We start from the raw sequence: 23,751 nt of genomic DNA, 5'->3' as shown, positions 1-23,751 counted from the left end.
TGACTGCCGCAACAAAACATGGCCGCCTGCGTCGATTGACCCGCCGCACCTTCGCCCTGATATGGCCATGACCGCCGGGATCTCCCCGACCTTGCGGTTGGAGAGGCCATGAAGATCACCCCCCGTTTTACGGCTACGCCGCTCGCCATCGCGCGATGTTGCGGCTGAGACCGCACGCCATACCCAATCCCAAGCCGATCATAAAAAGCCCGTCGCGGTTAGCGGCGGCGATGCGCGCTCGCGCCAAAAAACAAACTTTAGGAAATCTCTCAATGCGCTCTCTTTCTCGTCGGGCCGCCGCACCGGCCCTGCTCGCCACCGTCTCGACCTTCGCCGTGCTGAGCGCCGCCCCGGCCTTTGCTCAAAACGCCGAACCCGTCGCCGATGAGGCGGCGCAGGTGGACGACATCGTCGTGACCGGCACGCGGGTCCAGAACCGGTCGCGCCTCGACACCCTGGCGCCCGTCGATGTCGTGACGTCCGAGGCGTTGCAGACGCGCGGCACGACCGAGTTCGCCACCGCCCTGGCCCAGGCCGTGCCGTCGCTGACCTTCCAGCGGCCGTCGGCCAACGATGGTTCGGACTCGATCCGCCCGATCACCTTGCGCGGCCTGTCGCCGGATCAGACGCTGGTGCTGGTCAACGGCACGCGTCGCCACGCCTCGGCCCTGGTCAACGTCAACGGCGTAGTGGGGCGCGGGTCGGCCGCCGTCGATCTGAACACCATTCCGACCGGCGCTCTAGACCGGGTCGAGGTGCTGCGCGACGGCGCCTCGGCCCAGTATGGCTCGGACGCCATCGCCGGCGTGGTGAACCTGCGCCTGAAGGAGGCTTCCAGCGGCGGCGGCGCCAGCGTGACCTACGGCCAGTATTTCACCACGGTGAAGACCGCGCGCGGCGAACGCGACGAAAACGACGGCGGCACCGTCACGGCCTCGGCCTGGCAAGGGTTCTCGCTAGGCGACGACGGCTTTCTCACCCTGTCGGCGGAGTATCTGAACCGCGAATCGACCAATCGCTCGGACTATGACCCCCGCACGGCGGCGAACGGCGCGATCACCGCCCGCTTCGGCGACCCGGACGTTGAGCAATGGACCGTCTTCGCCAACGCCGGCAAGGGTTTGGGCAATGGTTGGGAGGCCTATGGCTGGGCCGGCTATCAGGACCGCGACAGCGAAGGCGCCGCCTTCCCTCGCCTGTCCGACAACGTCAACAATGTCGCCTCGATCTACCCGAACGGCTTCCTGCCGAAGGTCGCCATCAATTCGAAAGACGCCTCGCTGGCCGGCGGCCTGCGCGGCGAACTGGCGGGCTGGAACACAGACATCAGCCTGACCTATGGCCGCAACGCCTTGGACTTCCGCACCGAGGATTCGCTGAACTCCACCTACGGCGCGACTTCGCCGACTAGCTTCGATTCCGGCAGCCTGATCTACGACCAGCTGGTGCTGGGCGCCGACTTCAGCCGTGAGTTCGAGGTCGGTCTGTCCGGCGGCCCGCTGAACTTCGCCTGGGGCCTGGAGCAGCGCTGGGAAAACTACAAGATCGAGGCCGGTCAGCCCGAGAGCTACAACCGCGGGCCGTTGGGCGGCAACACCGCCCTGACCGGCGGCGCCCAGGGCTTTGTCGGCTTCCAGCCCTCGAACGCCGTCGATGTTGATCGCGACAACTTCGCCGCCTACGCCGACGTCGAAATTCCAATGACCGACAAGCTGCGCGTCGAGGGCGCCGTTCGGTTCGAGGACTATTCCGATTTCGGCGACACCCAGACGGGCAAGCTATCGGCCCGCTATGACTTCACCCCCAGCTTCGCCTTGCGCGGTTCGGTCTCGACCGCCTTCCGCGCACCGTCGTTGCAGCAGTCGTATTTCACCTCCACCGCCTCGGTGATCCAGAACGGCGCCGTGGTCGAAACCGGCACCTTCCCGGCCACCAGCGCGGTCGCAGCGGCCCTTGGCGCGCGTCCGCTGAAGGCTGAGACCTCGACCAACTATTCGGTCGGCGCGGTGGTGCGACTGGGCCGGTTCGACCTGACCGTCGACGCCTATAAGATCGACATCGACGATCAGATCGTTCTGTCCGAACTGATCAACCGGACGTTCTCGGGCCAGGTCGCCAGTCTGCTGGATCCGCAAGGCGTTCAGGCCGCGCGCTTCTTCCTGAACGGGGTCTCGACCTCGACCGAAGGCGTGGACATCGTCGGGCGTTACCGTCTGCCGACCGATACGCTCGGCGATTTCGACTTCACCGTCGCGGCGAACTTCAACGATGTGTCTGTCAACCGCGTGCCGACGTCCTCCTCGGTTCTGAACCCGGTGCCGACCCTATTTGCCCGCCAACGCATCCTGACCATCGAAGACGGTACGCCCGACACCAAGGTCTCGGCGTCGGCGGACTGGAGCCGGGACAAGTGGGGCGCCACGGTTCGCGCCACCTACTATGGCGACGTGCTACAACCCGGCTCGACGGCGGCGAACGACTACAGCACCGGGGCCAAGACGGTCGTGGATCTGGAAGGCCGGTTCCAGCTGACCGAACGCGTGGGCGTGGCGATCGGCGTGGACAATGTGTTCGACGAATATCCGAACTTCGTCCCGGCGTCGCTGAACTCCAACGGCGTTCTGGGCTTCCCCTACTATTCGCCCTTCGGTTTCAACGGTCGCTACGGCTATGCGCGCCTCAGCCTGAAATGGTGAGGTCGGGCTGAACGCCAGCCGGGCAAGGACGCTCCTCGGAGCGCCCTTTTCCTTGTTCGCATTACGAGATCTTCAGCTTGACCGTTCCGCTTCGCCCCAGTTGCGACACATATCGCCGTTCAACCTGGGCGCTGCCAGAGGGGGCTTTGGAGGGGACCAGATGAAGACCAGATCGATCGCAGCCGGCGTCTTGGCGCTGACGCTTTTCGCCGGCGCGGCCAACGCCATGACGGTTCAGGAATTCCTGACGACCGCCAACGCCATTCCTCAGAATCCCACCGCCCTGCTGCGCTCGGACACCCGTCGCCTGATGGCCGAGTTCCGGGGCGCCGTTCGCACCGTCCGCGCCGAACAGACCCAGGCCAAGGCGGCCGGACGTCAGCCCGCAACCTGCATGCCCGACAAGATCAGCGTCTCGCCCAACGCCATCCTGAGCCGTTTCAACGCCATTCCGCAAAACCGTCGCAACATCAGCGTGACCCAGGCCTTCCGCGAATGGATGGCGCACGACTATCCCTGCGCCTGATGCGCGCCGATTGAGGAATTTCGGTTCGTCCCCAAGGCGGCGCGATCTGTCCACGGTCCAGGCGGCGTCCGCGTCTGACGCAGGGGCGTGAGAGGGCTAAAGCGTTAATCGATGAACGCCTTCGCCCCCATGCCCTTCTCGTCGTCTCCGCTGGACTCCGGCGGCTTCACTTCGATGCCGCACAATCTGGAGGCCGAGCAGGCGCTGCTGGGCTCGCTGATGTTCGACAACGCCGTGTTCGAGCGGTTGAACGACCGGCTGCGCGGCTCGCACTTCTACGAACCCTTCCACCAGCGGCTGTTCGACGCGATCGAGGACCATATTCGCCAAGGCTTGCTGGCCGAGCCCACCATTCTGATGGAGCGGTTCAAGCAGGATCCGGCGTTCCAGGAGTTCGGCGGCCTGCGCTATCTCGCCGACCTGGTCGACCGCGCGCCGCCCGCCGCCAACGCCCCCGACTACGCCCGCGTCGTCTATGACCTGGCGCTGCGCCGCGACCTGATCCGCATCGGCGGCGACATGATCAAGGAGGCGCCCAATCCGGAGACGCCCGCCGACGAGCAGATCGAACAGGCCGAACAGACCCTGTATTCGCTGGCCGAGACGGGCAAGCCCTCGTCCGGTTTCGTTAGCTTCTCCAACGCCTTGTCCGGCGCCGTTCAGATGGCGGCCGAAGCGTATCAGCGCGAGGGCAAGCTGGCCGGCCTCGCCACCGGCCTGAACGATCTGGACCGCAAACTGGGCGGCCTGCACCCGTCCGACCTGCTGATCCTCGCCGGTCGTCCGTCGATGGGCAAGACGGCGCTGGCGACCAACATGGCCTTCAACGTGGCGCGCGCCTATCAGTGGGAGCCGACGCCGGAGGGTCGCAAGACGGTCAACGGCGGCGTCGTCGCCTTCTATTCGCTGGAAATGAGCGCCGAACAGCTGGCGATGCGTATCCTCGCCGATGCGTCCGGCGTCTCGTCGGACAAGCTGCGCAAGGGCGAGATCGACGCAACCGACTTCGGCAAGCTGCGCGACGCGGCGGTCGAGATCGGCGAAAGCCCCCTCTACATCGACGCCACCGGCGGCCTGTCCATCTCCAAGCTGGCGGCCCGCGCGCGCCGCCTGAAGCGCATGGAACATGGGCTGGACCTGATCATCGTCGACTATCTGCAGCTGGTCACGACCGGCAATAGCGGCGGCCAGAAGAACCGCGTGCAGGAGGTGTCCGAAATCACCGGCGGACTGAAGGCCCTGGCCAAGGAACTGTCGGTACCGATCATCGCCCTGTCGCAGCTGTCGCGTCAGGTCGAGCAGCGCGACGACAAACGCCCGCAACTGTCGGACCTTCGTGAATCCGGCTCGATCGAGCAGGACGCCGACTGCGTGATGTTCGTCTATCGCGAGAGCTATTACCTGGGCCGGGCCGAGCCGCGCGAGGGGACCGAGGAACACCTGCAATGGCAGCAGGACATGGACCGCCTGCAAGGCCAGGCCGAGGTCGTCATCGGCAAGCAGCGCCACGGCCCGATCGGCATCGTCAAACTAGCCTTCGACGCCGACACCGTCCGCTTCGGCAACCTGGCGCACGGCTATGAGGAAGTCAGCTACGAGTAGCGCCTATCCGCCGCCCCGCCGATGCAGAGTGACGGACATTTCGTGGTCAGGAGCCGTTACAGGCCGCGCGAATGTCGGCGATGCACTGTTGGCGGTCCGCTCCTGACGGATAGGTCGCCGTGCAATAGGCGATGCCGTCGCGAATGCATTGTTGGGCGGTCTGATAATAGCTCGTCGGCTGACTTGTCTCGGCGCCGGCGGTCGACCAACCGACCAGGGCTGCTGCGGCGATCACCGAACCCGCAGCAAGACGCGCTGCGGCAGACGAAAACTTCTGCATGGCTTTCACTCCGAAAAGCTCACCGGATTGGCTGAGCCAGCCGACGATATGCTCATCGTTTAGCAACACAATCAGAATGATAATTAACGCGCCTTTGAGGTTGAACGCCCGTGAGCGCGCGTTTGGTGCCATGAGTCGGTGATCGACGCTTCGGCTCGTCGGGTTTAAAGATGGGGACCGACAGGCGGGAGGGCGCGGGCGTGCGATCAGACGTTTCCAGACGATCGATGCTCGGCGGCGGGGTCGCCCTGACGGCCGCCGCGACAGTTCCCGCCACCGCCGCCGCCGACCTTCCTCCATTCCATACAGCTGTCGATGCGGCGGTCGGCGCGGCCTTGACCGCCGGCGCCTGCCCCGGCGTCTGTGTGGCGATCTCGCGCGACGGCGCGCCGCCGATGGTGAAGGTCTACGGCCGCGCCAATCTGGAGCTGAACGCGGTGATGACGCCGGGTTCCGTCTTCCGCATCGGTTCGTTGACCAAACAGTTCGCGGCCGCTTGCGTCGTCAAACTGGCGTCCGAGGATAGGGTCGGCTTGGACGAACCTGTCTCCGCCTATTTGCCCATCTTCGCTGCCGCGCCGCGCTTTACACTACGGGAGTTGATGAACCACACCGCCGGCCTCAGCGACGACGCCCAGCCGGTCTGCGCCGCCGATGACGCTGAACCCCGCTCACAAATCGCCTTGGCCGAAAACATCGTCAGACAGACTCGTCTGTTCGACTTCGATCCGGGCTCGGCCTGGCTGTACAGCAACGCCAACTACATCGCTCTGGGGGCTGTGATCGAACAGGTCGTCGGCGCCCCTCTGGCCCAGGCCATGCGCACCCTCGTCCTTGACTCGGTGTCCCTGACGTCAGCCGCCGTGGACGCCGACCGCGACGTCGTGCCCGGAAGGGTCAACGGCTATACGCCGGGCGACACGGCGGGCGCCTTCACCAACGCCGCCCACATCGAGATTTTTGACACCGGCGCGGCCGGCGCCATGCGGGCGACCGCGCCGGATCTGGTGCGCTGGCACGAGGCCTTGCTGTCCGGGCGGATTTTTGACCGCCGCTGGGTCGAGGAGATGCTTAAGCCCGGTCGGCTGCGCGACGGGCGTCTCAGCGGCGCCAATCGGTTCTCGCCCGCTGACGCCAGCTATGGCGATGTCCAATATGGACTGGGCCTGCTGCTTCCCACGGCCAATGCGCGGGGCCGGTCGATCCTGCACTATGGCTACGTCAACGGCTTTTCCGCCTTTCTGGAAACCTGGATCGACCGAAAGGTGACGGTCGCGGTGTTGTGCAACGGCGACGTCGGCCCTGCCCTGCCGTTCCGCGCCGTCCGCGCCGCCGTCAACGCCTCGCTGGACGGATAGACGACCATTTTCCGCCCGGCTCCCTCTTCCATCGCGCCGAACTTGGATCATAAGGGCGGCATGACCGCCCCCGCCGTCCTCTCCGTCGATCTGAACGCCCTGGCGCGCAACTATCACACGCTGGAGGCCGTCAGCGGCCAGCCGGTGCATCCGGTGGTCAAGGCGGATGGCTATGGAATGGGCGCGCAGGCCGTGGCGACGCGGCTGATGGCCGAGGGGGCGCGGACCTTCTTTGTGGCGCGGGCGGCGGAGGGCGTGCGGCTGCGGGCGGCCTTGGGCGCCGACGGTCCCGTCATCTACGTGCTCGACGGCTGCCACGGCGACGATGCGGCGATGCTGAAGGCGGCTGACCTGCGGCCCGTGCTGAACCATCCCGGACAGATCCAGGCCTGGAGGGCGGCGGGCGGCGGGACCTGCGGCCTGCAGATCGACACCGGCATGAACCGGTTGGGTATTCGGCCCGAGGACGCGCCTGACGCTTTCTACGGCCTGGCCCTGGTCCTGACCCACCTCGCCTGCGCCGACGAACCGGCCAATCCGATGAACCGGCGCCAGCGCGACGCCTTCGCGGGCGTGCTGGATCGCTATCCGGGCGTGATCCGGTCGTTCGCCAATTCCAGCGGCTGCTTTTTGGGACCGGACTTCGCCTTCGACACCGTGCGACCTGGCATCTGTCTTTACGGCGGCGGTCCGGAGGGGCGGCCCGATCCCCGGATCGCACCCGTGGCGACCCTGACGGCCGAAGTGCTGCAGGTTCGCGACGTGCCGACGGGCGAGAGCGTCGGCTATTCGCGCGGCTATATCGCCGAACACCCGATCAAGGTCGCCACCGTGGCCGCCGGTTATGCGGATGGATTGCTGCGATCCTATTCGCCCAAGGGGGCGGTCTGGATCGCCGACGAAACCCGCCCGCTGCTGGGTCGGGTCTCGATGGATGTCTGCGCGGTGGACATCACCGGCCTGGATGTCGCGGTCGGCGATCCGGTCGAACTGTTCGGCCCGAACCGCCTGTTGGACGACGCCGCGGCTGCGGCGGGGACCATCAGCTACGAGCTGCTGACCTCGATCACCCCCCGCGTGCCGCGCGTCTATTCTCAGTAGCCGGCGCCCATTCCCGCGAGCCCGGCCATGCCGACGGACGCGGCGACAAAGCTCATCGAAATAGCTCCGACGATCGCCGAGATGATGAAATACATCACGACGCCGGCGATCACCGTCACGATGAAATAGCCGACCTTCTTGTCTTCCGGCACCTTCATCAGGATCGGCAGGCCGACGAACAGCAGATAGAAGCTGTAGAGGCCCAGGATGGCCAGGATACCCAGCATCGGGATCAGGCCGAACACGCCCGCCAGCCAGGCGGCGGTCCAGGAATAGACGGCCAGCTTCATGGCCTGAACCTTGTTGGCCGTCCCGCCGAAGTTCGGCGCCAGCGCATTGATGATCAGTCCCAGCAGGAAGACCCCCAGCAAGGACATGCCGTAGCTGACGAGCGCCACGACGATCGCGCCCACGATCGACAGCTTCACGCCCATGATCGGCATCAACTGACCGCCGAGCAGCGAACAGACCGGGCCGATCGCCGCCAGGATCATCGCATAGCGGGTGAACAGGCTTTTGGTCGTGGCGAACTCGCCGTCGATCTTGAGCCATTCAGACTTGGGTTGCAGCAGTATGCCCTTGACCCGCGCGACAAGGGCCGGATCGACAGCGGGTTGGGAGTGGGTCGTCGGATCGGTCATGACAGGCCTCGGCGAGAGAAGATGCGCGGATGTTGACGTTGCGTCGCTTCAAGAAGCAAGGGTGTGCGACACATTCTCAATCCTTCAGTATGGCAAAGGTTGCGCCTGCGACCGAAACTGTCGTGAGCCGAGGCCATGTCCGGCGCGACCGTTCGATCTGCTAAGGAAGCCCATGGCTCGCGATTCCGCCCTCTACGTCTGTCAGTCCTGCGGCTCGGTCCACAGCAAGTGGTCGGGCCAATGCGGCTCCTGCGGTCAGTGGAACACCTTGAGCGAGGAAAGCCGCTCGGCTCCACCGGGTGCGATCAAGCCGTCGGCGGCGGCTTCGGCCCGCACGCGCGGCATCCAGTTCGAAACGCTTCAGTCCGACACGCCAGAGCCGCCGCGCATCACGACGGGCGTGGCCGAGTTCGACCGGGTCTGCGGCGGCGGCGTGGTGCCCGGCTCGGCCATCCTGCTCAGCGGCGATCCGGGCGTCGGCAAGTCCACCCTGTTGCTGGAGGTCGCAGCCAAGGCGGCGCTGCGCGGATCGCGCGTGGCCTACATCTCGGGCGAAGAAGCCGTCGAGCAAATCCGCGCCCGCGCCAAGCGGATGGGTCTGGCGGACGCGCCGGTCAATCTGGCGGCCGCCACGGCGCTGCGTGAAATTCTGGGCACGCTGAAGCGCGAGCAGTTCGACATCGTCATCGTCGATTCGATCCAGACCCTGTGGTCCGACGTGCACGAGAGCGGCCCCGGCTCGATCACCCAGGTCCGGGCCTGCGCCGGCGAGATGGTGCGTCTGGCCAAGTCGCAGGGCGTCGCGGTGGTCCTTGTCGGCCACGTCACCAAGGACGGCCAGGTCGCCGGCCCTCGCGTGGTCGAACACCTTGTCGACGCCGTCATGACCTTCGAGGGCGAGCGCGGCTATCCGTTCCGCATCCTGCGCGCCGGCAAAAACCGCTTCGGCGCCACCGACGAGATCGGCGTGTTCGAAATGGGCGACGCCGGTCTGCGCGAGGTCGCCAATCCCTCCGCCCTCTTCCTCGGCGAGGGCAAGGAGCGCGCGCCGGGCGCCGCCGTCTTCGCCGGAATCGAAGGTTCGCGTCCGGTGCTGGTCGAGATGCAGGCCCTGGTGTCCAAGTCCGCCTACGGCACCCCGCGCCGCGCCGTGATCGGCTGGGAGACGGGACGTCTGGCCATGGTGCTGGCCGTGCTGGAGGCCCGCTGCGGATTCGGCTTCGGCGATCAGGACGTCTATCTGAATGTCGCGGGCGGCTTGCGCATCAACGAACCGGCGGCAGACCTCGCGGCGGCGGCGGCGCTGATCAGCTCGGCGACCGGCGTGTCCCTGCCCCAAGGCTGCGTCGTCTTCGGCGAAATCGGCCTGTCGGGCGAGGTTCGCAGCGTCGGCCGCGCCGAGGCCCGCCTGCGCGAAGCGCAAAAACTTGGCTTCGATCAGGTGCTCAGCCCGACTTTGACCGCCAAGACCAAGGGGGTGAAGGTGACATCCGTCACGCGCCTGACGGATGTGGTCGAACGAATCTCGCAGAACCGCTATTAGACCCTCGTAGCAACCGCAGGATCCCCCACGCGTGACCGGATACGACGTCTTCGCCATCGTGGTGATCCTGTTTTCCGTCGCCGCCGGCTGGGTGCGCGGCGGGGTGCGCGAGGTCATTACGCTGCTCAGCGCGACCTTGGCGGCCCTGGTCGCCCTGATCGCCCTGCCCTGGACCGCCGGCGTCACGCGCGCCTTCGTCGATCCCGAGTGGGCCGGGTCGATCCTGGCCGCCGTCCTGACCTTCTTCGTCGTCTATTTCGGCCTGCGCCTGGTCGGCTCGATGATGTCCAAGAGCGCCAAGGACCATCCGCATCTCGGCGTCATCGACCGCATCTTCGGCCTGTTTATCGGCGGCGTCCGTGCGCTGGTCCTGATCGGCGCGGTGCATCTGGTCATCATCGCAGCCCTGCCGGGCGAGCGCACGCCGCTCTGGCTCGGAAAGGCGGCCCTCTATCCGGTCAGCGCCATGGGCGCGCGGATGATCCAGATCGTCCTGCCCAGCATAGGACGCGGCGCCGACGCCATCACGCCGGTCGTGGATTCGTCCGTACGGCGGGGCTTTTCGGACGACGAAGCCTTGCCCCCGACGCAATCAGAGCCTAACTCGCGCCGCGAAGCCGCCTATTAAGTTTCCCCGGTCATCGGAGCCCCACGATGCGCCACCATATCGCCGATCCCGTCGTTCACCGCGAGCACTGGCGCGAGCCGGAGGATGACCAGCTCCGCCTGGAATGCGGCGTCTGCGGCGTCTGGGGCGCAGACGAGGACGAAGGCTCTTCCGTCGTCGCCCTGGGTCTTCACGCCCTTCAGCATCGCGGCCAGGAAGCCTGCGGCATCGCCAGCGTCAAGGACGAGCGCTTCTACACCGAACGCCACCAGGGCCTGGTGGGCGAGGCCTTCGGCGGCGCCGACCTGATGACGCGGATGCCCGGCCGCGCGGCCGTGGGCCACACCCGCTACTCCACCGCCGGCGGCAGCTTCCTGCGCAACATCCAGCCGATGTTCGCCGATCTGGACCAGGGCGGCATCGCCATCGCCCACAACGGCAACCTGACCAACTTCAAATTCTTGCACGCCCAGTTGGTCAGCGAAGGCGCCATCTTCCAGTCGACCTCGGATTCCGAAGTCATCCTCCACCTGATCGCGCGCAGCCGCAAAGCCAAGATCGTCGATCGCTTCACTGACGCCCTTGCCCGGATCGAGGGCGGCTACGCCCTGGTGGCCCAGACCCGCACCAAGATGATCGGCGCGCGCGACCCGCTGGGCATCCGCCCGCTGGTGCTGGGCCAGTTGGGCGACGGCTGGGTTCTGGCCTCCGAGACCTGCGCTCTGGACATGATGGGCGCCACCTTCGTGCGCGATGTCGAACACGGCGAGATCGTCGTCATCGACGACAGCGGCCTGCGCTCGCTCAAGCCCTTCCCCGCCCGCGCGGCGCGTCCCTGCCTGTTCGAATACGTCTATTTCTCGCGCCCGGATTCGGTCGTGAACGGCCGCTCCGTCTATGAGGTCCGCAAGGAAATGGGTCGCGGCCTCGCCCGCGAACTGGGCGTCGAGGCCGACATCGTCGTGCCTGTGCCCGATTCCGGCGTACCCGCCGCCCTCGGCTACGCCCAGGAAAGCGGCATTCCCTACGAAATGGGCATCATCCGCAGCCACTATCTGGGCCGCACCTTCATCCAGCCCAGCCAGGGCGCCCGTCAAAAGGGCGTGCGCATGAAGCACAGCCCCAACAAGTCGGCCTTGGCCGGCAAGCGCGTCGTGCTGATCGACGATTCCATCGTACGCGGCACCACCTCGCTGAAGCTGGTTCGCGCCGTCCGCGCCGCTGGCGCGACCGAGGTCCACCTGCGCTCGGCTAGCCCGCAAATCCTGTTCCCCGACTTCTACGGCATCGACATGCCCGAGCGCGCCCAACTGCTGGCCGCCAACAAGACCCTGGAAGAGATGCGCGACATGCTGGAGGTCGATTCGCTCGGCTTCCTGTCCATCGACGGCCTGTATCGCGCGATGGGCGAGACCGGCCGCAACGCCGCCGCCCCGCAGTTCACCGACCACTATTTCACCGGCGACTATCCCACTCGCCTCTTGGATCGCGAGATCGAGGAAGGCGGCCGCGAGTTCGGGGCCAAACAGCTGTCCTTGCTGGTCAGCGCCTGACGGCCGTCACTCGCGGTCCTGCGCTGTGTGGAACAGGCGTATGATCTGGACCTGGCCGCCTTCGGCGTCGTCCGCTAGGGCATAGACGATCAGATACGGCGCGCCGGCCACGAGCTTTTCGTAGGTGTCCGGCTGTTTGCCCGGCCGACCGATCGGCCGTCGCGCCAACTTCTCGGTCGTCTCGATGATGAGGGCTTCGATCTTCTGCGCGGCGGGCAGATTGCGCTGGGCCAGATAGTCGATGGCGTGGGTCAGTTCCAGCAGCGCACGCCGTGACCAGACGACGGAGCGCATCAGGACTCGTATTTGGCGATGGTCTCGCGGATCTGCCGCATGGCTTCGTCATGCGTGACGACATTGCCGGTGCGAAAATCTTCCAAGCCTTCCTCGACGGCCGTCATCATTTCCAGTTCTCGTTCAACGTAGCCGGCGATGGCACGTTCAGCGAGAAAAGACTGGGTGCGCTGGGTTTTCTCGGCAAGCAGCCCCAGCCGCTCTTTGAGTGTCTCACTCATGCGGACAGTAACGGTCGTGCTGGCAGCCATGACAGAGTGCTCCTGTACACATCTGCTTACAGCTTAACACATTGACCCGTCGCGTCGCCACTCCTACCACCCGAACATGACCGACGCCCTCCCCCTGAACGACCGTATCGCCCTCGTCGTCGGCGCCTCGCGCGGCATCGGTTACGAGAGCGCCTTGGCCCTGGCCAAGGCCGGCGCCCACGTCATCGCGACGGCGCGCACCCAAGGCGGTCTGGAAGAGCTGGACGACGCCATCTTCGCCGCCACCGGCCGCCATGCGACCCTGATCCCGTTCGATCTGGTGGATGGCGGGGCTATCGACAGGCTGGGCGGCGCCATTTTCGAACGGTTCAAGAAGCTGGACATCTGGGTCCACTGCGCCGCCACCATGGGCCCTTCGGGCCTGACGCCGGTGTCGCACGCCGACCCGCGCGAATTCGCCAAGGTCGAAAAGACCAACTTCACCGCCGTCTATCGCCTGATCCGCTCGCTGGAGCCTCTGTTGCGCGCCTCCGACGCCGGCCGCGCCATCCACTTCACCACCAGCGTCGCCAGCGCGCCCAAGGCCTTCTGGGGCATGTACGCCGCGACCAAGGCGGGCGCCGAGGCCTTGGTGAAGGCCTGGGCCGACGAAATCGAGAGCACGCCCGTCCGCGTCAGCATCGTTGATCCCGGCCGCATGCGCACCGCCATGCGCGCCCAGGCCTATCCAGGCGAAGACCCATCTGTTCTGCCCCACCCGTCCGAGATCGGCCCGCTAGTCGTCGAACTGTCGAACGCCGCCGCCACGCCGCCGCTGACCATCAAGTTCCGCGATTGGACCGCCGGCCCCTCCGTCGATGCCTTGATCTAACGATCGCCGATCAGCGGCAGGCGGAGCGAAGTCAGAATTTCCGCTAGTTCCGCCGGCCAGATCGTCTCCTTGGATTGGCGGATGTCGTCGAGGCTCCACCAGCGGTGTTCGGTCAGAACCCGGTGCTCCTCGTCCGTCCACCCCTTGGGCGATAGGACGAAGTCGTCGGTGCGCAGCAGGAAGAACCTCTGATCCACATCCGCCATTCGGCCGTCTGGCAGGCGGAAGCTGACGCGGACCTGGGCGACCTGCGGGCCGGGGTCTTCGACAACTAGGCCCGTCTCTTCGAACAGTTCGCGGCGCGCGGCGTCCTCGAAGGTCTCGCCAGTCTCGCGCCCGCCGCCGGGCGTCGCCCAGAAGGCCGCGCCGGCGAGCGGTCCTTCGGAAAACACGAAGTGGAACAGCAGCACCCGCCCCTGCCCGTCCAGGATCAGCCAACGCGAGGTGGGCCGAGCGGGAAGCGCGCTCTCGGCCTCGCTCACGCCGTCACTTCTTGGCGCCGCCCTTTTGGCCCGTGCGGATCCGGCCCGAGCGCGACACCTGGCGAGCGCCGCCGCGCGCGCCCTTCTGAACCGCCACCGACGAACCAGCCTTCTTCGAGGCGCTGGACTTCAACCCGCCCAAAATCTTGGGCTGGGCTTTGCGGGCCTTCTTCTGCTCCAGCGCCTTGCCGGGCAGTTTGGACAGGGCCTCTTCCTTCTCGGCCTTCTTGACGCGGCGCGGCGCAGTCTTGGCGTCGCCCTTGTAGCGTTCCGGCCCCGACTTGGCGCCGCCCTCGGCATAGGGGTTCACGCCGCTGGACTTGACGTTCAGGCGGATCGGCGTGCCCGGCAGGTCGAAGCTCTCGCGGATCGAGTTGACCAGATAGCGTTTGTAATGCTCCGGCATCGACTCGGCGCGGTTGGCCATCAGCACGAAGGTCGGCGGACGGGCCTTGGTCTGGGCGATGTATTTCGGCTTGATCCGCTTGCCGTCCACGGCGGGGGGCGGGTGCCGCTGGGTCGCCATCGACAGCCAGGTGTTCAGGTCCTTGGTCTTCACCTTGACCGACCAGGTGTCATAGGCCTGAAGCACCGCCGGCATCAGGCGTTCGACGCCGCGTCCGCTGTGCGACGACAGGGCCACGAAGGGCGACCCCTTCAGCTGCGGCAGCTTGTCCTCGGCCATGCCCTTCAGCTTGGCCATGCGGGACTGGGGCTCGTCCTCCAGGTCCCACTTCGACGCGACATAGACCAGGGCGCGGCCCTCGCGCTCGACCAGATCGGCCAGTTGCAGGTCCTGGGTGTCGAAGGCGTCGTCCTTGTCCATCATCAGGATGACGACTTCGGCGAAGGTGATGGCCCGGATCGTGTCGGCGACCGACAGCTTCTCCAGCTTCTCCTGCACCCGCGCCTTGCGACGCATGCCGGCCGTATCGACCAAACGGATGTTCTTGCCCTCGAACTGCCAGTCGACCGAGATGGAGTCGCGGGTGATGCCCGCTTCCGGCCCGGTCAGCAGCCGGTCGTCGCCGATCAAACGATTGATCAGCGTGGACTTGCCCGCATTGGGCCGGCCGATGACGGCGATGCGGATCGGCTTGTCCGGCTCGTCGATCTCTTCGACGAAGATGTCCTGCGAGGCCGCAACGATGGCGGCGTACAGATCGGCCATCCCCTCGCCGTGCTCGGCCGAGATGGCGACAGGTTCGCCGAAGCCCAGGGCGTGCGCCTCGCCAACGCCGCCGCCGCTTTCGCGGCTCTCGGACTTGTTGGCCAAGAGGATGATCGGCTTGTGCACCCGGCGCAGGCGCTCGGCGAAAATTCGGTCCAGCGACGTCACGCCCTCGCGGGCGTCCATCATGAACATGACCAGTTCGGCGTCGTCCAGCGCGGCCTCGGTCTGCTCGCGCATCCGGGCTTCCAGGCTGTCGTCGGTGACGTCCTCGTACCCCGCCGTGTCGATCAGCGTCAGATCCATGTCGCCGATGTTGCCGTCGGCGTAGCGCCGGTCGCGGGTCACGCCGGGGCGATCGTCGACGAGCGCCAGGCGCTTGCCGACGAGGCGGTTGAACAGTGTCGATTTGCCCACATTGGGGCGGCCGACGATGGCGACCTTCAGAGCCATGTCGGCCTTCTAGCTTAGTTTGGGCTGAAAATCAGCGGATGCAGATCAGTTGGCCGTTGTCGGTCAGCACATAGAGCGCGCCGTTATAGGCGGCCGGCGCGATATAGGCGGGCGCGCCCAGCTTCAGCGTCGTCTGCGCTACGCCGGTCTTCGGATCGAAGGCGACGGCTTCGCCGAACGAATTGACCATCACCAGACGGTTGGAGGCCAACAGCGGTCCCGACCATTGCGGGCGGATGGTGCGACGGCCGAAGGTCAGGAAGCCGCCCTCGCGGCGCTCGCGGCCCTCGTTCAGCTCGCGCGTCCAGTAGATCTGGCCCGTGTCACGGTTGGCCGTGATCAGCTGACCCGACTTCGACACCACGAAGACGGCGTCTCCAACCGGCAGGGGCGCGTTCACGCCCGTCACCGGCAGCTGCCACTTGGGCTGACCCGAACGCAGGTCCAGCGCCGACATCACGCCCGAGTGGCTGACGCCATAGACCATGCCGCGGCTGATGACCGGACGGCCCGCCACGTCGCGGACTTCCGACAGAGCGCTGGTGCGGCTGGTGCGTGACAGGGTCTCTTCCCACACCGCCTGGCCGTTCAGGGCGCTCAGCGCGACCAGCTGGCCCGAGGCGAACGGGGCGACGACGGTCGTGCCGCTGACGGCAGGGCTGGAGGCGCGCATGACGCGCGCCGGCTCGGCGATGCCGCGATAGGTCCAGTCCTGGGCGCCGGTGTTGGCGTCAAAGGCGAACAGCTGGCTGTCCACGTCCACGACGAAGACCCGGTTGCCCGAAACGGTCGGGGCGCCGTGAATCGGGGCGTCCACCTGCTGGGTCCAGACCACGGCGCCGGTGTTGGCGTCCAGCGCCGTCATCGAGCGATAGCCGGACGAGACGAAGACCTTGCCGCCGCCCACGGCGACGCCGCCGCCGAAGCCGCCGTTGCGGTCACGATCGGCGTTCTTGACGTTGGCCTTCCACAGGATCGCGCCAGTGTCGGCCGAAACCGCCGAAACGGTCGATTCGCCGTCCAGCACGAAGATCTTGCCGTCGGCGGCCACGATCGGGGCCATGACGTTGCCGACGTGGGCCGATCCCGAGCCGACGCCCCGCTTCCACGCGATCTGGAAGTTCGGCGCCGCAATGACGTGCTCGACCAGGTTCTCGGACGTGCCGCCGGGCTGCGTCCAGGCCGTCACGGCCTGCGGACCCGGCAGGAAGAAGTCGCGACCCGACAGGGCGGCCGACGGCGACAGGCTCTGTTCGAACTCCAGCACCGAGATGCGTTGCCCGGCCGAGGCGGTCGCGCCGGCGTCTTCCTTGCCGCCGCCCAGACCGAACGGCAGGTTGCGGCGCACGGTGCCGCAGGACGCCATCGTTGCGGCGACGCCGCAGATCAGCGCGACTTTCAGAACTCGGTTCATCGGGGGCGTCCTGTAAGGGGTCGTCACTATTGGGCGGCCGGCGCGGCGGCGGGAGCCGCCTGAGCGGGTGCGGCCTGAGCCGGGGCAGCCTGGGCCGGTGCAGCCTGAGCCGGAGCAGCCTGGGCGACCGAGGGCGTCATCGCGTTCGCAGCACCGGCGGCCGGCGGCGTCGCCTTGGCGGCGGCGTCGACGATGGGCTTGATGGCGGCTGCGGTGCCGGCGTCGATGGATTCCACGGCGATCTGGGCGCGCTGACGGATCGAGTCCGGCACGTCCTGACCCAGTTGCAGCAGCACGAAGGCCTCACGCGCTTCCTTGGTCTTGCCGTGTTGCAGGCGCGCCAGGGCCAGGGCTTCCTGGGCAAAGGCGTGCAGGGGGCGCTTGTCTTCGGCCAGCGGCGTCAGGCGCTTTTCGATCTCGGCCAGCGGCGCGGTGTCCATGATCAGGAAGGCGGCCTTCAGGGCGGGCGGGTCCGACAGGATCGGATCGCTGGACGCCTTGGCGGCTTCGTCGAACAGGCGAACCGCGTCCTGGAACTTGTTGGCGCTGACGGCCAGGCCGGCCTGCTGCTGCAGGGCCAGGACCGTGTAGGCGCCATTGCCTTCCTTGATCGCTTCCTCGAAGGCGGCGCGGGCTTCCATCGGCTTGTCGGCGCGCAGGGCCTCCATGCCGCGATCATAAGCTTCGGCGGCCTTGGCGGCCTTGTTGGAGTTCAGGCTGTCCCAGCCCCACCAGCCCAGGGCGCCGATCAGGGCGACGACCAGCACCACGCCGAAAACGGGCAGCCAGGTCTTGGCCAGGCGCTTCAACTTGTCGGAGCGAAGCTCCTCCTCGACCTGCTCGAAGACATCAACCACTGAAACGTCGCCCCAAAATCGCGAAATGCAAACCGGCGCGGACCCTAGAAGGTCGGCTCCCCGCCCGCAACGTCGTCCGTTACTGCGAAGCCGGCTTTTTCGAGAAGTAGGTCTCGACTTCGGCAGGAAAACGGCGGGTTTTCACATCGCTGGCGAAAGCGGCCGCCGCGCGGTCGATCTCGGTGCGCAGATCGGCGTATTTGCGCACGAACTTCGGGGTCCAGTCGAACATGCCCAGCATGTCATTGACCACCAGCACCTGACCGTCGCAGGCGGCCGAGGCGCCGATGCCGATGGTGGGCGCGTCGATCGTCTCGGTGATCTCGCGCGCCAGCGATTCGGCGACGCCCTCGATAACGATGCAGAAGGCGCCGGCCTCGGCGACGGCCTTGGCCTCGGCCAGCACCCGGTCGCGCTCGCTTTCGGTCCGGCCCTTGGCCTTGAACCCGCCCTCGGCCAGGATCGCCTGGGGGCGCAGGCCGACATGGCCCATGACCGGAATGCCGCGCTTGACCAGGAAGGCGACGATCTCGGCCATTTCGATGCTGGTTTCCAGTTTCACCGCCTGGGCGCCCGTCTCCTTCATCACCCGCACGCAGTTGGCGTAGGCGACCTCCTTGCCGCCTTCGTAGGAGCCGAACGGCATGTCCACCACCACCACGGCCCGCTTGGCGCCGCGCATGACGGCCTGCCCGTGCAGGATCATCATCTCCAGCGTCACGCCCACGGTATTGGGCAGGCCGTGCACCGCCATCCCCAGGCTGTCGCCGACCAGCAGCACATCGCAGTGTGGATCCAGCAGGGCCGCCATCGGCGCGTCATAGGCCGTCAGGCACACGATCGGCTCGCCGCCCTTGCGCCCCGCGATATCGGGCACGGTGATGCGTTTGACGCTCTCTTGGGTATGGACGGACATCGCCGGGCCTCCTGACGTGAAGGGGTCAGATAGGCCCCTGCCCCGCCGGTGTCACCCTTGCAGCCGCGCTCACACGTCCTGCGATAGCTTCGCCACGCCCGCCGCCATCAGGGCGACCAGGGCGCCGGCGACGATCCAGAAGGCCATCATGCCCGAGCCGTTCATCACATCCAGCGACCCGACGCCGAGACCTTGAAGGCCCAATCCGTCCAGGCCTGATTGCGCCGCACCCTGCGCCGTGGCGGCTGCGGCCCTGAGGCCTTGCGCCAAGGTCGTATCGCCGTCGGCGGTGAAGTTGATGTTCACCCCCTCGCGCACCGCCAGCACGCCGCCGATCAATCCCGCCGCCGTCAGGGTCAGGGCGCGCCAGCGCGACCGCGTCTCCATGCGCGCCTGCACCGTCGCCAGAAACAGGGCCTCGTCCGGCAGGCTCGGCGCCTGGGCGAACAGCCTTTCGATCATCGGATCAAACTCGTCAGCCGACATGGACCGACCTCCCGCCTGAGCCGTGCGCCGGTTGTAGCCGCGCACGGAGTTTATCCAGACCACGTTTGACATGCGATTTCACCGTGCCAAGCGGCAAATTCATGGCTGCCGCGATTTCCGGATGCGACATCCCCGCGCCGTGGCACAGGGAGACGCAGACACGCTCGGTCTCGTTGAGCGTCTTCAACGCCTCGTCCAGGTCCATCAGACCGCCGCGGTCGACGACCACATCCGCCTGATCGGCCTCGATCTCGGCGACGTAGCGCGCCTCCTTGGCCACCCGCTTCAGATAAAGCCGCGCGGCGATCTTCTTGATCCAACCCGCAAACGTCCCCTGCCCGCGAAACTCCGCGCACCGCTGGAACCCTTGCAGAAAGGCGTCCTGCGCCACGTCGTCGGACAGGGACGGCGTCGCCCCCATCCGGCGGAGCAGCCCCCGCACCGCCGACCCGTGCCGACGCACCAGCTCGCCATACTCCCGCCGACCGCCGGCCGCCGCCTGGGCGGCCAGCTCCACATCGTGGAAGTCGCGTAGAGACTTGCTCATCAGAGCTTCCCCCGCCCGCCGTGGTCAGTCCGCGCCCTTGTTGAAGAAGCTCAGAACGATGAAGGCCAGGCCGATCGTGACGGGAATGCAGGAGATGCCCAGCAGACCGCTGTCCAGATTGCCGTTGAAGTTCCCGCCCAGCTCGCTGACGACCGAGAAGGCTGCGATGCCGATGCCGGACGCCAGCCAGATGACGCCGCGCCGGATGTCCTTCGTGCGCGACGGCAGGCTCTTCTGCACATCCTTGGTCATGACGTCGATCAGTTCGGGCGGCAGTTGCTGGCCCTTGTCGACCGCATGGCGGATGGTTTCCTGCATGTCGCGCTTTTCGCGATACTTCAGCACCTGCGGGCCGAAGACGATGGCGGTGATCGTGCCGAAGACGGCGAACATCGCGAAGATGGGAATGAAGTCTTCCATGTCGGGTACCCCTTGAACCGTTGCAGCAGCCTGATGCGGCGGCCTTCTGATCACAAGAGGCTGGCCGACGCCTCAACGGATGCGCGGCGTTAGGTGAAATCTTCGTAAGGTCGCCGTTTCGGCCGCCGCCGGTTCGGTCTAGGGTTCAATCTCATCAATCTCAGGAGCGCATCCCATGGCCCATGTCACCTATCGCATCGTCGAACATGACGGCGGCTGGGCCTACAAGTCCGGCGACACCTATTCCGAAACCTTCACCAGCCACGACGACGCCAAGGCCGCCGCCGTGCGCGTCGCGCGCGAACAACGCGTGCCGGACCAGACCGCCGCGATCGAATACGAGACCGCCGCCGGCGAATGGGTCACCGAAAGCGCCGACGGCCACGACCGCCCCTCGACGGACGTCGAGGGCTGAGGCCGAGATGATCCACCGTCGCACCCTGCTGGCCGCCGCCGCTCTCGCGCCGCTGGCAGGCTGCGCCACGGCCCCAAAGTCTAAGACGCCCACCGAACTGAAGCTCGTCACCTTCAACATCTGGCACAATATGGGCGACTGGGCCGCCCGCCGCCCGTTGCTGGTCGCTGCGCTGAAGGCCCAGGACGCCGACGTCATCGCCCTCCAGGAGGTGCTGGAGGACGCCAATGTCGGGCTGGAGAACCAGGCCCGGATGCTGGCGCGCGAGCTGGGCGGCTATCATGTCGCCTTCGTTTCGACCGACGCCGAGGGCGCCCCGCGCCGTTACGGCAACGCCCTGCTGACCCGACTGCCGGTTCTGGCCGAGGCCTCGACCAAGCTTGAGCCGCTCGACGATTTCCGCACCGCGCTTCGGCTTCGTGTCGCGGTCCAGGGTCGCCCGGTCGATGTCGTCGTCACCCATCTGGCGTGGCAACAGGACGCCGGCCCGGTCCGCGCCCGCCAGATCGCGTCGCTGCTAAGCTGGCTGCCGCAGGACGGCACGCCCCTGATCGTCCTGGGCGACTTCAATGCGACGCAAGAGGATTCCGGCCTCGCGACCCTGACGGGCCCCCGCTTCTTCAGCGCCCTGCCCCGCGGTTCGGTCACAACCACTCTTAACCCGGCCAAGGGTCACCCCGAGCGCGTCATCGACCACATCTTCGTCGAACAGGCCGCCTTCACGCCCGGCGAGGCCCGCCGCTTCGGCGATACGCCGACCAACGGCGAATACCCGTCCGACCACTTCGGCGTCGCCGCGACCGTCCGGCTCAGGTAAGCGCTGAGGCGTAGGTCTCGGGCTTGAACCCCACCAGCCGCCGATCTCCCAGATCCAGCACCGGCCGTTTGATCATCGACGGCTGGGCCGTCATCAGCGCGATCGCCTTCTTCTTGTCGATGTCCGCCTTGTCGGCATCCGGCTGCTTCTTGAACGTCGTCCCGGCCCGGTTCAGCACCGTCTCCCAACCGTGCTCGTCGACCCACTGGCCCAGCCGCCCCGCATCCACTCCGGCTTGCTTGTAGTCGTGGAAGACATAGTCGACCCCCTGCTGCTCCAGCCAGACCCGGGCCTTTTTCACCGTGTCGCAGTTGGGGATGCCATAGAGGGTGTAGGTCATGGGGCTCTCGAAGGTCTTGGATCAAGCGGATGCAGCCGCTTTCGCCCCCTCGCCGAGCATCGTCAACTGTCGGTCAGACGCGACGCCGGCGCTGTGAACGTCGCCGAAAACCCCTCTACGCCGTAACGAAGATCCGCGCCGCCGCACCCCAGCAGGCCTCTCGCGAGCAGTTTGACGCCAAAGCCGGTCTTGAGCGGCGGATGGGCCGGCGCGCCCCCGCCTTCGATCCACGTCAGGACAAGTTCACCCTCATCCAGCCGCCAATCGACCGAGACGCGGCCGCCGGGCTTCGCGAGGGCGCCATGCTTGAACGCGTTCGTCGTCAGCTCGTGGATGATCAAGGCGACCGTCTGCGCCACACGCGGCGACAGGTGCACCGACGGCCCCGAGATGGAAACCGGCCTGCGCACCAAATTACCGACCGCGTCGCGAACGATCTCACCGAGGTCGCCGCCATTCCAAGCCTTTTCATCCAGCGTCTGCTGGGTCTTGGCGATGGCGTTCAGTCGCTCGTCAAAACGCTCCAGCACGTCACGATCGACGCCCGACAAGGTGCTGCGGGCGACCGCTTGAACCAGGGCCAGCGTGTTCTTCACCCGGTGGCCGCATTCGTCGACCAGCATCTGACGGTGTTGTTCGCCTCGCACCCGCTCGGTCGTTTCGATGGCGATATTGAGAATGCCGACGATCGCGTCGCCGTCCCGCACGGGGCTGTAGGACAGCACCCAGCAGGTGTCTTCCGAATAGCCGTTTCGAACCATCGTCAGCGGCAGGTCTTCCAGAAAAACGGTTTCGCCTGCCAGCGCGCGCTCCGTCAGAGGGCGCAAATCGTCCCACACCTCATGCCAGACCTGGTCCAGAGGACGGCCCAGGGCGCTCGGATGCTTTTGTCCGAGCAGCGGAATATAGGCGCCGTTGTAGAGCAAGGTGCGCTCCGGGCCCCACATGACGCTGGCCGCGAAACCCATTCCCATCATCATGTCATAGGTAATGCTCAGCGCGGGCGACCAATCGCGCTTTGGCCCAAGGGGCGTCGTCGCCCAGTCGAACGCATCAATAAGGGCTGGCATCGGTGCGGCCCCTGTTGACGACGGCATTCGACGAGCAACCGACGAATGCAGCCCCAGCATCGATCTGTGATGCGAACCTCATCATCGTCGTTCAGAACAATCGAATGGTTTCGCTTGGCCGATCGACGATCACGCCCGCGACATAGAGTTTCCGAACCAGTTGCTGCGTGCCGAGGATCGTCCGGCTTTGGAAATCGAGCCAGTTCGCGACCAGGGTCTGATCCGGCAGATTGATGTCTCTCTTGCCCGCGACCCGGATGACCAGGCCTGCCTTTTCAAGCTGACCCAGGTGCCTGCGAACCGTTTCGTCGTCCATTCTGGCGGCCTTGGCGACCTCGATCACGCTCACCGGCCCGAACGGCGGGTTCAGGGGGCCAAGACGGCCGGCGTCCGGCTCCTGAACAACCCTCAAGGCGCTTCCGGTGAGATGCGACAGCCAAAGAAGGACGTAGTGCGTCGTCAGGCTGATTTCGGGCTTCAGCGATCGGGCGTGCTGGATTCCTTTCAGGACGTGCGCCGTCATCAGCCGCGTCGCCAAGCCTGCGACAGGCCAGACTGGGGTGACGACCCGGTCGCCGTCGCGGGCGCCGCATGCATTCAGAATCGCCAGCCCATCGACGAACTCCACCGTGGCCAGAAGGAAGGCTTCCATCGCGGACTTGAATGGCTTCGACTGCGACACCTCGGCGCGCAAGACGAAGCCGCCGTCGGTCCGCACCAGCACGCCACGCTCCACCAATCCCGCCAGTTTGGTGCGTGCGCTCTCGCGCGGCACGCCCAGGGACATGGCGATGCTGATTGCATTCACAGGCCGCCGCAGGGCGTTCGGCAAAATGCCGGCTCCAATGGAAGAGTCGCGTGTCGCGCCTTCGTCGTCGGCGCCTCTGACGTTTGCATCCACGACGCCCGCGGTCAGCAGGGCGGATATCAGATCCTCGTCGATCCAGGTGCGGGATGCGGCGATGAAATCGAGGGTCAGCTTCGTATTCAGCCAAGCGACCTGAGCGGCTTGTAAACGCAGAGACATTGCAGACCATCAGAGGCTTCAGCGAACACTGTCGCCCTCGCTCGCGCCCCTG

26 protein-coding genes are annotated in these 23,751 nt (G+C 66.5%); 11 read left to right on the top strand and 15 right to left on the bottom strand.

The annotated features are described in order from the left end of the window. The first annotated feature begins 272 nt into the window (after positions 1-272). From BLR19_RS00945 to BLR19_RS00935, 3 genes are all read left to right on the top strand, one after another. Positions 273-2,696, top strand: coding sequence for a TonB-dependent receptor plug domain-containing protein (locus tag BLR19_RS00945; RefSeq protein WP_091746153.1), 2,424 nt, complete (start codon positions 273-275; stop codon positions 2,694-2,696). A 160-nt stretch (positions 2,697-2,856) separates the two neighbouring features. Beyond that, entirely contained in the window at positions 2,857-3,222 is a 366-nt protein-coding gene (locus BLR19_RS00940; protein ID WP_091746150.1) for a hypothetical protein, read from the top strand. A 111-nt stretch (positions 3,223-3,333) separates the two neighbouring features. Beyond that, positions 3,334-4,824 (top strand): replicative DNA helicase, encoded by a 1,491-nt coding sequence (locus BLR19_RS00935; protein WP_091746147.1) that lies wholly within the window; start codon positions 3,334-3,336, stop codon positions 4,822-4,824. A gap of 46 nt (positions 4,825-4,870) precedes the next feature. Here the strand turns inward: BLR19_RS00935 and BLR19_RS14570 are convergent, their stop codons facing one another. Next, positions 4,871-5,236 carry a hypothetical protein gene (locus BLR19_RS14570; protein ID WP_143007319.1) on the bottom strand — a complete coding sequence of 122 codons (366 nt, stop codon included), beginning with the start codon at positions 5,234-5,236 and terminating at the stop codon, positions 4,871-4,873. A gap of 95 nt (positions 5,237-5,331) precedes the next feature. Between BLR19_RS14570 and BLR19_RS00925 the strand changes: the two genes are divergently transcribed. Both BLR19_RS00925 and alr read left to right on the top strand, forming a co-directional pair. Beyond that, complete coding sequence (locus BLR19_RS00925) at positions 5,332-6,462, top strand: serine hydrolase domain-containing protein (RefSeq protein WP_176758247.1); 1,131 nt, start codon at positions 5,332-5,334, stop codon at positions 6,460-6,462. Positions 6,463-6,522: 60 nt separating this feature from the next. Next, a complete protein-coding gene (gene alr, locus BLR19_RS00920; protein WP_091749008.1) occupies positions 6,523-7,563 on the top strand; it encodes an alanine racemase in 1,041 nt (346 codons plus the stop codon). Here alr and BLR19_RS00915 read toward each other — a convergent pair. Beyond that, positions 7,557-8,204, bottom strand: coding sequence for a Yip1 family protein (locus tag BLR19_RS00915; protein ID WP_055808406.1), 648 nt, complete (start codon positions 8,202-8,204; stop codon positions 7,557-7,559). The two genes, alr and BLR19_RS00915, sit on opposite strands and share 7 nt — an antisense overlap. 172 nt (positions 8,205-8,376) lie before the next feature. Between BLR19_RS00915 and radA the strand changes: the two genes are divergently transcribed. The 3 genes from radA to purF are packed head-to-tail and all read left to right on the top strand — an operon-like array spanning position 8,377 to position 11,907. Continuing rightward, positions 8,377-9,747 (top strand): DNA repair protein RadA, encoded by a 1,371-nt coding sequence (gene radA / locus BLR19_RS00910; protein WP_055754949.1) that lies wholly within the window; start codon positions 8,377-8,379, stop codon positions 9,745-9,747. A 31-nt stretch (positions 9,748-9,778) separates the two neighbouring features. After that, positions 9,779-10,375: a CvpA family protein gene (locus BLR19_RS00905; RefSeq protein WP_091746141.1), complete on the top strand. Its 597-nt coding sequence runs from the start codon at positions 9,779-9,781 to the stop codon at positions 10,373-10,375. A gap of 26 nt (positions 10,376-10,401) precedes the next feature. Beyond that, complete coding sequence (gene purF, locus BLR19_RS00900; protein ID WP_045810557.1) at positions 10,402-11,907, top strand: amidophosphoribosyltransferase; 1,506 nt, start codon at positions 10,402-10,404, stop codon at positions 11,905-11,907. 6 nt (positions 11,908-11,913) lie between these two features. Here the strand turns inward: purF and BLR19_RS00895 are convergent, their stop codons facing one another. Together BLR19_RS00895 and BLR19_RS00890 are read right to left on the bottom strand one after the other, a co-directional pair. Next, positions 11,914-12,201, bottom strand: a complete 288-nt coding sequence (locus tag BLR19_RS00895; RefSeq protein WP_091746138.1) for a type II toxin-antitoxin system RelE/ParE family toxin — start codon at positions 12,199-12,201, stop codon at positions 11,914-11,916. Beyond that, positions 12,201-12,452, bottom strand: coding sequence for a CopG family ribbon-helix-helix protein (locus BLR19_RS00890; RefSeq protein WP_091746135.1), 252 nt, complete (start codon positions 12,450-12,452; stop codon positions 12,201-12,203). The genes BLR19_RS00895 and BLR19_RS00890 overlap by 1 nt, the downstream gene beginning before the upstream one ends. Positions 12,453-12,528: 76 nt before the next feature. On the opposite strand from BLR19_RS00890, the gene BLR19_RS00885 reads away from it, so the two are divergent. Next, positions 12,529-13,284 carry an SDR family NAD(P)-dependent oxidoreductase gene (locus tag BLR19_RS00885; protein ID WP_091746132.1) on the top strand — a complete coding sequence of 252 codons (756 nt, stop codon included), beginning with the start codon at positions 12,529-12,531 and terminating at the stop codon, positions 13,282-13,284. Here the strand turns inward: BLR19_RS00885 and BLR19_RS00880 are convergent. From BLR19_RS00880 to BLR19_RS00845, 8 genes are all read right to left on the bottom strand, one after another. Then, complete coding sequence (locus tag BLR19_RS00880; protein ID WP_091746129.1) at positions 13,281-13,766, bottom strand: NUDIX hydrolase; 486 nt, start codon at positions 13,764-13,766, stop codon at positions 13,281-13,283. The genes BLR19_RS00885 and BLR19_RS00880 overlap by 4 nt on opposite strands. A gap of 4 nt (positions 13,767-13,770) precedes the next feature. After that, a complete protein-coding gene (der, locus tag BLR19_RS00875; protein ID WP_091746126.1) occupies positions 13,771-15,390 on the bottom strand; it encodes a ribosome biogenesis GTPase Der in 1,620 nt (539 codons plus the stop codon). A gap of 31 nt (positions 15,391-15,421) precedes the next feature. Then, positions 15,422-16,804, bottom strand: coding sequence for a PQQ-binding-like beta-propeller repeat protein (locus tag BLR19_RS00870; RefSeq protein WP_088582173.1), 1,383 nt, complete (start codon positions 16,802-16,804; stop codon positions 15,422-15,424). 26 nt (positions 16,805-16,830) lie between these two features. After that, positions 16,831-17,661, bottom strand: a complete 831-nt coding sequence (locus tag BLR19_RS00865; protein ID WP_091746123.1) for a tetratricopeptide repeat protein — start codon at positions 17,659-17,661, stop codon at positions 16,831-16,833. Between the two features lie 79 nt (positions 17,662-17,740). After that, positions 17,741-18,577, bottom strand: a complete 837-nt coding sequence (gene panB, locus BLR19_RS00860) for a 3-methyl-2-oxobutanoate hydroxymethyltransferase (protein ID WP_091746120.1) — start codon at positions 18,575-18,577, stop codon at positions 17,741-17,743. Positions 18,578-18,646: 69 nt separating this feature from the next. Further along, complete coding sequence (locus tag BLR19_RS00855) at positions 18,647-19,063, bottom strand: hypothetical protein (RefSeq protein ID WP_017506107.1); 417 nt, start codon at positions 19,061-19,063, stop codon at positions 18,647-18,649. Further along, positions 19,053-19,610 carry an RNA polymerase sigma factor gene (locus tag BLR19_RS00850; RefSeq protein ID WP_091746117.1) on the bottom strand — a complete coding sequence of 186 codons (558 nt, stop codon included), beginning with the start codon at positions 19,608-19,610 and terminating at the stop codon, positions 19,053-19,055. The genes BLR19_RS00855 and BLR19_RS00850 overlap by 11 nt, the downstream gene beginning before the upstream one ends. 24 nt (positions 19,611-19,634) lie before the next feature. Further along, positions 19,635-20,030, bottom strand: coding sequence for a DUF6249 domain-containing protein (locus tag BLR19_RS00845; RefSeq protein WP_055754959.1), 396 nt, complete (start codon positions 20,028-20,030; stop codon positions 19,635-19,637). A gap of 175 nt (positions 20,031-20,205) precedes the next feature. Between BLR19_RS00845 and BLR19_RS00840 the strand changes: the two genes are divergently transcribed. Together BLR19_RS00840 and BLR19_RS00835 are read left to right on the top strand one after the other, a co-directional pair. Then, positions 20,206-20,445, top strand: a complete 240-nt coding sequence (locus tag BLR19_RS00840) for a DUF2188 domain-containing protein (protein ID WP_091746114.1) — start codon at positions 20,206-20,208, stop codon at positions 20,443-20,445. 7 nt (positions 20,446-20,452) lie between these two features. Next, a complete protein-coding gene (locus BLR19_RS00835) occupies positions 20,453-21,262 on the top strand; it encodes an endonuclease/exonuclease/phosphatase family protein (protein WP_091746110.1) in 810 nt (269 codons plus the stop codon). Here BLR19_RS00835 and BLR19_RS00830 read toward each other — a convergent pair. The 3 genes from BLR19_RS00830 to BLR19_RS00820 form a co-directional block, all read right to left on the bottom strand. Next, positions 21,255-21,602 (bottom strand): ArsC family reductase, encoded by a 348-nt coding sequence (locus tag BLR19_RS00830; protein ID WP_091746107.1) that lies wholly within the window; start codon positions 21,600-21,602, stop codon positions 21,255-21,257. The two genes, BLR19_RS00835 and BLR19_RS00830, sit on opposite strands and share 8 nt — an antisense overlap. A 62-nt stretch (positions 21,603-21,664) precedes the next feature. Beyond that, the gene (locus BLR19_RS00825) at positions 21,665-22,732 is read right to left on the bottom strand and encodes a sensor histidine kinase (protein ID WP_091746103.1); all 1,068 of its coding nucleotides are present in this window, start codon (positions 22,730-22,732) and stop codon (positions 21,665-21,667) included. 31 nt (positions 22,733-22,763) lie between these two features. After that, positions 22,764-23,699 (bottom strand): winged helix-turn-helix domain-containing protein, encoded by a 936-nt coding sequence (locus tag BLR19_RS00820; RefSeq protein ID WP_091746100.1) that lies wholly within the window; start codon positions 23,697-23,699, stop codon positions 22,764-22,766. Positions 23,700-23,751: the final 52 nt, after the last annotated feature.

Source organism: Brevundimonas sp. 374, assembly GCF_900102995.1.
GTDB lineage: Bacteria > Pseudomonadota > Alphaproteobacteria > Caulobacterales > Caulobacteraceae > Brevundimonas > Brevundimonas vesicularis_C.
Note: the sequence above shows the minus strand (reverse complement) of the source record. Positions and strands in the feature narration are given on the sequence as shown.